Origin of the sequence: Nitratireductor aquibiodomus NL21 = JCM 21793 (genome assembly GCF_000615975.1) — a bacterium.
Lineage (GTDB): Bacteria > Pseudomonadota > Alphaproteobacteria > Rhizobiales > Rhizobiaceae > Nitratireductor > Nitratireductor aquibiodomus.
Window position 1 is genome coordinate 1 of record NZ_BAMP01000139.1, and the last position, 7,505, is coordinate 7,505.

The 7,505-nt window shown below is 62.7% G+C and carries 3 protein-coding genes and 3 pseudogenes; all 6 read right to left on the minus strand.

Going from position 1 to position 7,505, the window contains the following annotated elements; genetic code table 11:
- Nucleotides 1-595 (minus strand): annotated as a pseudogene (locus tag JCM21793_RS27770) (M20/M25/M40 family metallo-hydrolase); the annotation flags it as partial.
- A 93-nt stretch (nucleotides 596-688) separates the two neighbouring features.
- Nucleotides 689-1,850, minus strand: a pseudogene (locus JCM21793_RS27775) (M20 aminoacylase family protein).
- Nucleotides 1,851-2,067: 217 nt separating this feature from the next.
- Nucleotides 2,068-3,729, minus strand: a complete 1,662-nt coding sequence (locus tag JCM21793_RS22060) for an ABC transporter ATP-binding protein (RefSeq protein WP_025031744.1) — start codon at nucleotides 3,727-3,729, stop codon at nucleotides 2,068-2,070.
- 306 nt (nucleotides 3,730-4,035) lie between these two features.
- Nucleotides 4,036-4,890, minus strand: a complete 855-nt coding sequence (locus tag JCM21793_RS22065; RefSeq protein WP_244439967.1) for an ABC transporter permease — start codon at nucleotides 4,888-4,890, stop codon at nucleotides 4,036-4,038.
- A 29-nt stretch (nucleotides 4,891-4,919) separates the two neighbouring features.
- Nucleotides 4,920-5,859, minus strand: a pseudogene (locus JCM21793_RS27780) (ABC transporter permease).
- A 150-nt stretch (nucleotides 5,860-6,009) separates the two neighbouring features.
- Nucleotides 6,010-7,505: ABC transporter substrate-binding protein (locus JCM21793_RS22075; protein WP_025031746.1), on the minus strand; the 1,496-nt coding region annotated here is incomplete at its 5' end.

Consider the following 7,505-nt stretch of genomic DNA (forward strand, 5'->3'; position numbering starts at 1 on the left):
ATGCTCGGCCGGCCCGCCGTTTTCACGTTGAAGCGCGCAATGGCATAGCGGCCCGTCACCGCGCCGCCGTCGGGGCGCGCGGGTTCGGGCACCAGCACCACCTTGTTCTTGCGCGCTTCCATCTCGATCAGCTCGCGCGTTGAAGCGTCCCCACCTCCTCGTCGGGCGTGAACAGAACGGTGATCGGCAGCGGCGTCTCGATGCCGGCGCGGATCAACTGGCGGATCGCCTCAAGGCTTACATAATTGCCGCCCTTCATGTCCTGAATGCCGGGGCCATAGCAGCGCCCGTCCTCGATGCGCCACGGGTTCTTCTCCAGCGTGCCGATGGGATGCACCGTGTCGAGATGGCCGGAGATGAGAACGCCCGGCTTGCCGAAATCCATGTGCGGAAAGCGCGCCCGCACGGAGCCGCCAAAGCCCATCCGGCCCGGAATGCGCTCGATCTCCGCGCCGATCGCGGCGAGCTCGTAGGCCGCAAGATCCATCATGCGGTCCACTGCGGCCGCGTCGAATGTGGGGCTTTCGCAGAGAATCCACGGCTTGAGCCCGGCCAGCATCGTTTCGGTGTCGAAGGGCAGGTCTTTGATGTTCATGATGTGTGTCCTGAACTGGAGCAATTCCAGGAAAAGTGGAAACCGGTTTTCCGTCCGGAATTGCGCAAAACAATGGGTTGGAGCGTGTTCGCCTCAGAGCGGAAGGCGCTTTTCGACGATCCGCGCCATGATGCTCGCGCCCACGGGCAGCATGTCGTCGTCGAGAATGAAGCCGGGATTGTGCACCGGGATCGAGCCCTTGTGCCAAGCGTGCAATAGGCGCCGGGAACAGCCTTCAGCATATCGGCGAAATCCTCGCTTCCGGTGACCAGCTCTTTGGTGATGGTCGCATTCTCCTCGCCGACGATCTCTGCCGCCACCTCGCGATAGGCCTCCGAAAGGTCGGCATCGTTCATCAGAACGTCGAAGACGGGCCGCAGGTCCGGCACGATCTCCACCTCATAGCTCGCCGCAAAGCCGGCGCAGAGCTTTGCCAACCGGTCGTGGATCAGGTCGCGTACCTCGTCGGAGAAATAGCGGATCGTGCCGGAGATCACTGCCTTGTCTGGCACCACATTATAGGCCGAGCCGGAATGGATCTGCGTCACCGAAAGCACCGCCGGCTGCGTCGGCTGCACATTGCGGCTGACGATCGATTGCAGGTTCTGCACCAGCGCTGTGGCAATCACGATCGGATCGCGCGCATGGTGCGGCATCGCGCCATGGCTGCCGACACCATTGATGGTGATGTCGAAGAAGGTCGCGCCTGCCATGGCCGGCCCCGGCTTGACGCCAAACTTGTTCGGCTCCGCAAGCGGGTTGTTGTGCATGCCATAGACTTCGTCACACGGAAACTTGTCGAACAGCCCGTCGGCCAACATGGCGCGCGCGCCGCCCAGCCCCTCTTCCGCCGGCTGGAAGATCATGATGGCGCGGCCCGCGAAGTCCCGCGTCTCCGCCAGATAGCGCGCGGCCCCCAGAAGCATGGTCGTGTGGCTGTCATGCCCGCAGCCATGAAACGCGCCGGGGTTCTTCGAGGCGTAGGCAGATTGGTCAATTCATCCATGGGCAGTGCGTCCATATCGGCCCGCACACCGACCGAGCGGCTGCCTTCTTTCTTCCCCTTGATGACGCCGATCACTCCGGTCTTGCCAAGCCCGGTATGAACTTCATCCACGCCCCATTTTTTCAGGAGCTCGGCCACGATGCCCGAGGTGCGCACTTCCTCGAAGCCGATTTCCGGGTGCTGGTGGAAATCGCGGCGGATCTCCGTGAGTTCATCCGCGTAGTCGGCGATTTTGGGTAGTACGGGCATGATGGTCTCCGGTGTTGGATGGTAACTGACGGGTAAGGCGCACGCCCCTCATCCGCCTGCCGGCACCTTCTCCCCGCCTGCGGGGAGAAGGACGCGGTGGGGAAGCGGGCACACAGTCGTTCGAAAGCAGGTAAATGCGCTGACGTCCCCCTCTCCCCGCGTGCGGGGAGAGAGTAAGGGTGAGGGGCGAGCGGAGGCGCTGGTCACGAAACGCGCCTCACACACTTTCCAGCTCACGGAAATTGGCGAAATCCCACTGGCGCCCCGGCGCGGCGTCGATCAGCGCGCGCGTATAGGCGTGTCTCGGCGCGGAAAGCACATTGGCCGCACTGTCATGCTCGACCACGCGGCCGTGCTGCATAACCACCACCTCGTCGCAAATCTGCGCTGCCACCCGCAAATCGTGGGTGATGAACAGAATGGCGATGCCGAGTTTCTGCTGAAGCTCGTCGAGCAGGTCGAGCACCTGCGCCTGCACCGAAACATCGAGTGCGGACACCGCTTCATCCGCCACCAGAACATCGGGCTCCATGGCGATGGCGCGAGCAATCGCAACACGCTGGCGCTGACCGCCTGAAAACTGGTGCGGATAGCGGTCCACCGCATCGTCGGGCAGGCCGACCAGCTTCAGGAGTTCGCGGGCGCGCGAAAGCGCGGCCTTTCTGTCCGTCCCCATGTTCAGCGGTCCCTCGACAAGGCTCCGCCCGATCGTCCAGCGCGGGTTCAGCGAGCGGAACGGGTCCTGAAACACGATCTGGATATGGCGGCGCAACGGCCGGAGCGCCCGGCGAGAAAGCGTGGCGATCTCCTGGTCGGCCACGCGGATCTCGCCCTCGGTCGGATCAATGAGCCGCATGATGCAGCGCGCGACGGTGGATTTTCCGGAGCCGCTTTCTCCGACAATGCCCAGCGTGCGCCCGCGCGGAATGGTGAAGTTCACATCGGTTGCCGCTTTCGTCGGCTCTGTGCGCTTGAAGACCCCGTGCGCGCCATAGACCTTCTGCAGGCTGTTGACCGAGAGCACGGGCTCGCCTTCCGGCGTGTCGCGCGCGGCACGCGGGGTCAGGCTCGGCACGGCCTGAAGGAGCTCGCGTGTATACTCTTCCCTTGGCCGGCGCAGCAGCTCCTCGACAGGCGCTTGCTCCACAATCCGTCCGAGTTTCATGACGTGGACCGTATCGGCAATCTCCGCCACCACACCCATGTCGTGCGTGATGAAGAGTACGGCGGTTCCATGCTTTTCCTGCAGTTCGGCGATCAGGCTCAAAATCTGCTGCTGCGTCGTTACGTCGAGCGCGGTCGTCGGCTCGTCGGCGATCAGAAGCTGCGGCTCGAGAATGAGCGCCATGGCGATCATGATGCGCTGGCGCTGGCCGCCGGAAAGCTGGTGCGGATAGGATCGGTAAATGCGTTCGACATCGGGCAGATGCACCTGGTTCATGATGTCGAGCACGCGCGCCTTTTTCTCCTTGGTGGAGAGTTTGGTGTGCGTGTTGAGCACTTCCTCGATCTGCTCGCCGACGCGGATCACCGGGTTGAGCGCGGTCATCGGTTCCTGAAAGATCATGGAAATCTTCCGGGCGCGCATGTCGCGCATGGCCTGGGGGCCGAGGTCGAGGAGGTTCTTGCCCTCCAGGCCGATCCGTCCGCCGGTCGCCTCCAGTGCGCCACGCGGCAGAAGCCCCATCACGGAGAGCGATGTCACGGATTTACCCGAGCCGGATTCTCCGACAAGGCAAACCGTTTCGCCCTGCCTGATCGTGAGAGACACCCGGTCGAGCACGGGCGCTGCCTTTTCGTTACCGGCCAGGCGCACGGTCAGGTTTTCGATTTCCAGAACGCTCGGCACATCGTCGAAATTGCGGGTCTTGAATTTCATATTGCGTGCTCCGGGATGTGATGCTTGGAGCACTGTCGGGAGTCACCTCCCGTTTCCGTCATCCCGGCCGACCGAAGGAAGAGCCGGGACCCATTGAGAGGCACGGCCGATCTCTGCAGAAGGTGCGGGTGATGCCAGTTCGCATTCGAACCGGAGCCGGGCCGCGCTCCACGATGTTCTTCCAATGGGTCCCGGACAGCCCTTCGGGCTTCCGGGATGACGCCGTTTGCGAGACAACACAACGAGATGCACTGGCCCATTGCGGCGGGACTGTTCGTAAGCTGGGTATACAACAGCACTGTCATTTCACCCCTCCCGCTTCTTGAGGCGCGGGTCCAGCATGTCGCGCGCGGTGTCGCCCAGAAGGTTGATCGACAGGATGCAGAGCGAGAGCATGAGCCCCGGCCAGAAGATCAGCGACGGCTTGAGCTGGAAGTACACGCGCCCCTCGGCCATGATGTTGCCCCATGTCGGAATTTCCGTCGAAACGCCCGCTCCAAGAAAGGAAAGGATCGCTTCGGTGAGGATGGCAGACGCGCAGATATAGGTGCCCTGCACGATGAGCGGCGCCAGCGTGTTCGGCATGAGATGCTGCCACAGGATTTTCGGCATGGAGGAACCGAGCGCGATGGCGGCCTCCACATAAGGTTCCTCACGCGCCGAGAGCACCACCGAGCGCACCAGCCGGACAACACGCGGGATTTCGGGAATGGTGATCGCGCCCATCACCGACCAGATGCTTGGTCCGTTGAGCGCGACCAGCGCAATGGCAAGCAGGATGGAGGGGATGGCCATCAGGCTGTCCATGATGCGCATGATGATGGCATCCGCCATCCGGAAAAAGCCGGAGACGAGGCCGATCAGGAGGCCGATCATCACGCTGACAATCGCTGCCGAGATGCCTATGAAAAGCGACACACGTCCACCGGTGACGACGCGCGAAAGCACGTCCCGCCCATAGGCGTCGGTGCCGAGCGGATAGGTTTCGCTCGGTCCCTTGAGGCGCTGGAGGGCGTCGATGGCCATGGGATCATGCGGCACGATCAGCGGTGCGAGCACCGAAAGCACGACAATGATGGCAAGCACGATGGCGGCGATGATCGGCCCGGCACCGAGACGCCAGCCGCGCGGCAGGGCAATGGCGCCGAAGAGCCATTGCATGCGGGATGCAGGTTGCGGGGAAGCGGCCATCAGTAGCGGATCCTCGGATCGAAGAATGTGTAGGAAAGGTCGATAAGCAGGTTGATCAGAACGTAGAGACCGCTCGTCAGAAGGATCATGCCCTGGATGACGGGATAGTCGCGCGCCAGAATGGCATCGACGGTCAGGCGGCCGATGCCGGGAATGTTGAACACGCTTTCCGTCACCACCACGCCGCCGATCAGAAGCGCAAAACCGGTGCCGATGATCGTCATGATCGGCACGGCGGCGTTGGAGAGCGCATGGCGGAAAAGAACCACCGTTTCCTTCACCCCCTTGGCGCGCGCGGTGCGGATGTAATCCTCGCCCAGCACCTCGAGCATGGAGGCGCGTGTCATGCGGGCGATCAGCGCCACATAGATGGTGGCAAGCGTCAGGCATGGCAGAATGGCGCGGGAGAGGAATTTCCCAAAATCTTCCGATGGCGCGACATAGCTGAACGGGGAACCAGCGCAGCTCGATCGAGAAGATCTTGATGAAGATGTAGCCGATCACAAAGACAGGAATGGAAAAGCCCAGAACCGAGAAGGTCATCACCGCATAATCGACCCAGGTGCGGTGCCGCCAGGCGGCGAGCACACCCATGGGCACGGCGATCAGCACCGAAAGCAGGATCGTCAGCACGGCGATGTTGACCGTCGGCCAGATGCGTTGCCCGATCATCTGGGTGACAGGCGTGCTGGAGATGAGCGACGTTCCAAGTTCACCCTGCAAAAGCAGTCCCACCCATGTGATGAACTGTTCGTGCAACGGATCGGCCAGACCGAGCGATGTGCGGATGCGCTCGAGCTGGTCTGGCGTTGCCATATCGCCGGCGATGATCGCCGCCGGGTCGCCCGTGGTCAGCCTGAGCAGCAGGAAAACGAAGATGGCGACGATGATCATGACCGGTATGACGGCCAGAATGCGCCGGGTGATGTAGCCTAGCATCGGAACGTGATGTCCTTTGACACGCGCGTTTCATAAAAAGCGGGGCGCGCGATCCCGATCAGGGAGATGGAAGGAAACGCGCCGGGCAAGAGCCCGAATGCCCCGGAGGTTACCCCGCCCGGCAACCAGGCGGGGCGGGCTCTCAGGCGATCACTCCGCCTTTTCGATGTTCCAGAACACCGGAACCGGCGACGGGATCATGCCGGTCAGCCTGTTGTTGCGGGCCTGCGGCATGATGTACTGGCCAAGCGGCACGTAGAGAACGTTCTCCAGCGTGTGCTTCTGGATTTCCACGGCCACGTCCTTCTGCTTTTCCGGCGTGTCGGCGGCGATGAAGGCGGCGCGCAGTTCCTCGATCTTTTCGTCTTCCGGCCAGCCGAACCATGCGGCATCGCCACGACCATTCAGCATGGGGCTGATGAGTGGCGAATTGATTTCCGGCACCATCCAGTTGGTGAAGAAGATGTTCCAGCCGCCTTCGGAAGGTTTCGACTGGCTGGCGCGGCGGGTGACGAGCGTCTGCCAGTCCATCGCCTGCATGTCGACATTGAAGCCGGCCTCGCGCATGGCCTGCGCGGCCACCACGGGCTGTGCCGTCAGGCTCACCACATCGGTCGGCTGCATCAACACAATCGGCGTATTGTCGTAGCCGGCCTCTTCAAGCAGCTTCTTCGCACCCGCGATGTCGCCGCCCGAGGTGAGTGTGTCGGATCCGGTCTCGTCGCCCAGCGGCGTGCCGCAGCCGAAGATCGCGCCGCACACCTTGTAGTAGTCCGGATTGCCGATCAGCGTGGCGAGCACCGCTTCCTGGCTGAGCGCCATCTGCGCCGCCTGGCGGATTTTTGGATTGTCGAAGGGCGGGTGCTTGAAGTTCATGCGCCCGATCGTCTGGTAACCCAGGTCGTCGCGCGTCTCGACCGTCACGTCCTCGCTGGTTTCAAGCAGCGGCAGGAGGTCGATCTGAACCTGCTCGATATAGTCGATTTCACCCGAAAGCAGCGCGTTGATCGCGGTCTGGGCGTCGGGCATGGTGACCCACTTCACCTCATCGACCTTGACGTTCTTGCCGCCGGCCATCCAGCTCGCCTCGCCGTCGCGCGGAACGTAATCCTCGAACTTGCGATAGGTGACGGAAACGCCCGGCTGATACTCATCCGCCACGAACACGAAGGGACCGGAGCCCGTATAGTCGGTGATCGCCTCGTCGGCGGAGCCGCTGGCCACGCGCTCGGGCATGATGAAGGGCGGCACGGCCGACTGTTTGCCCACCGTGTCGAGCAGCGCCGGGAACGGGCTTTTCAGCTTCCAGACGATGGTCTTGTCGTCGGTGGCCTCAAGGCTCTCGGTCACGTCGAAAATAAGCTGACCGCCCGAGTCCCGCTTGCCCCAGCGCTGGAGCGAGGCCACGGCATCGGCTGCCGTCACCGGCACGCCGTCATGGAATTTCAGCCCGTCGCGCAGCGTGAACGTGTAGGTGAGATTGTCGTCGGAAATGGTCCAGTCGGCCATCTGCGGCTGCGGCGCAAAGTTTTCATCCACAGCCACCAGAACGTCATAGACCATATAGCCGTGGTTTCGGGTGATGTGGGCAGTGGTGATGATCGGGTCGAGCACGCGCAGGCCCGAATGCATGACGGCGGTGATCG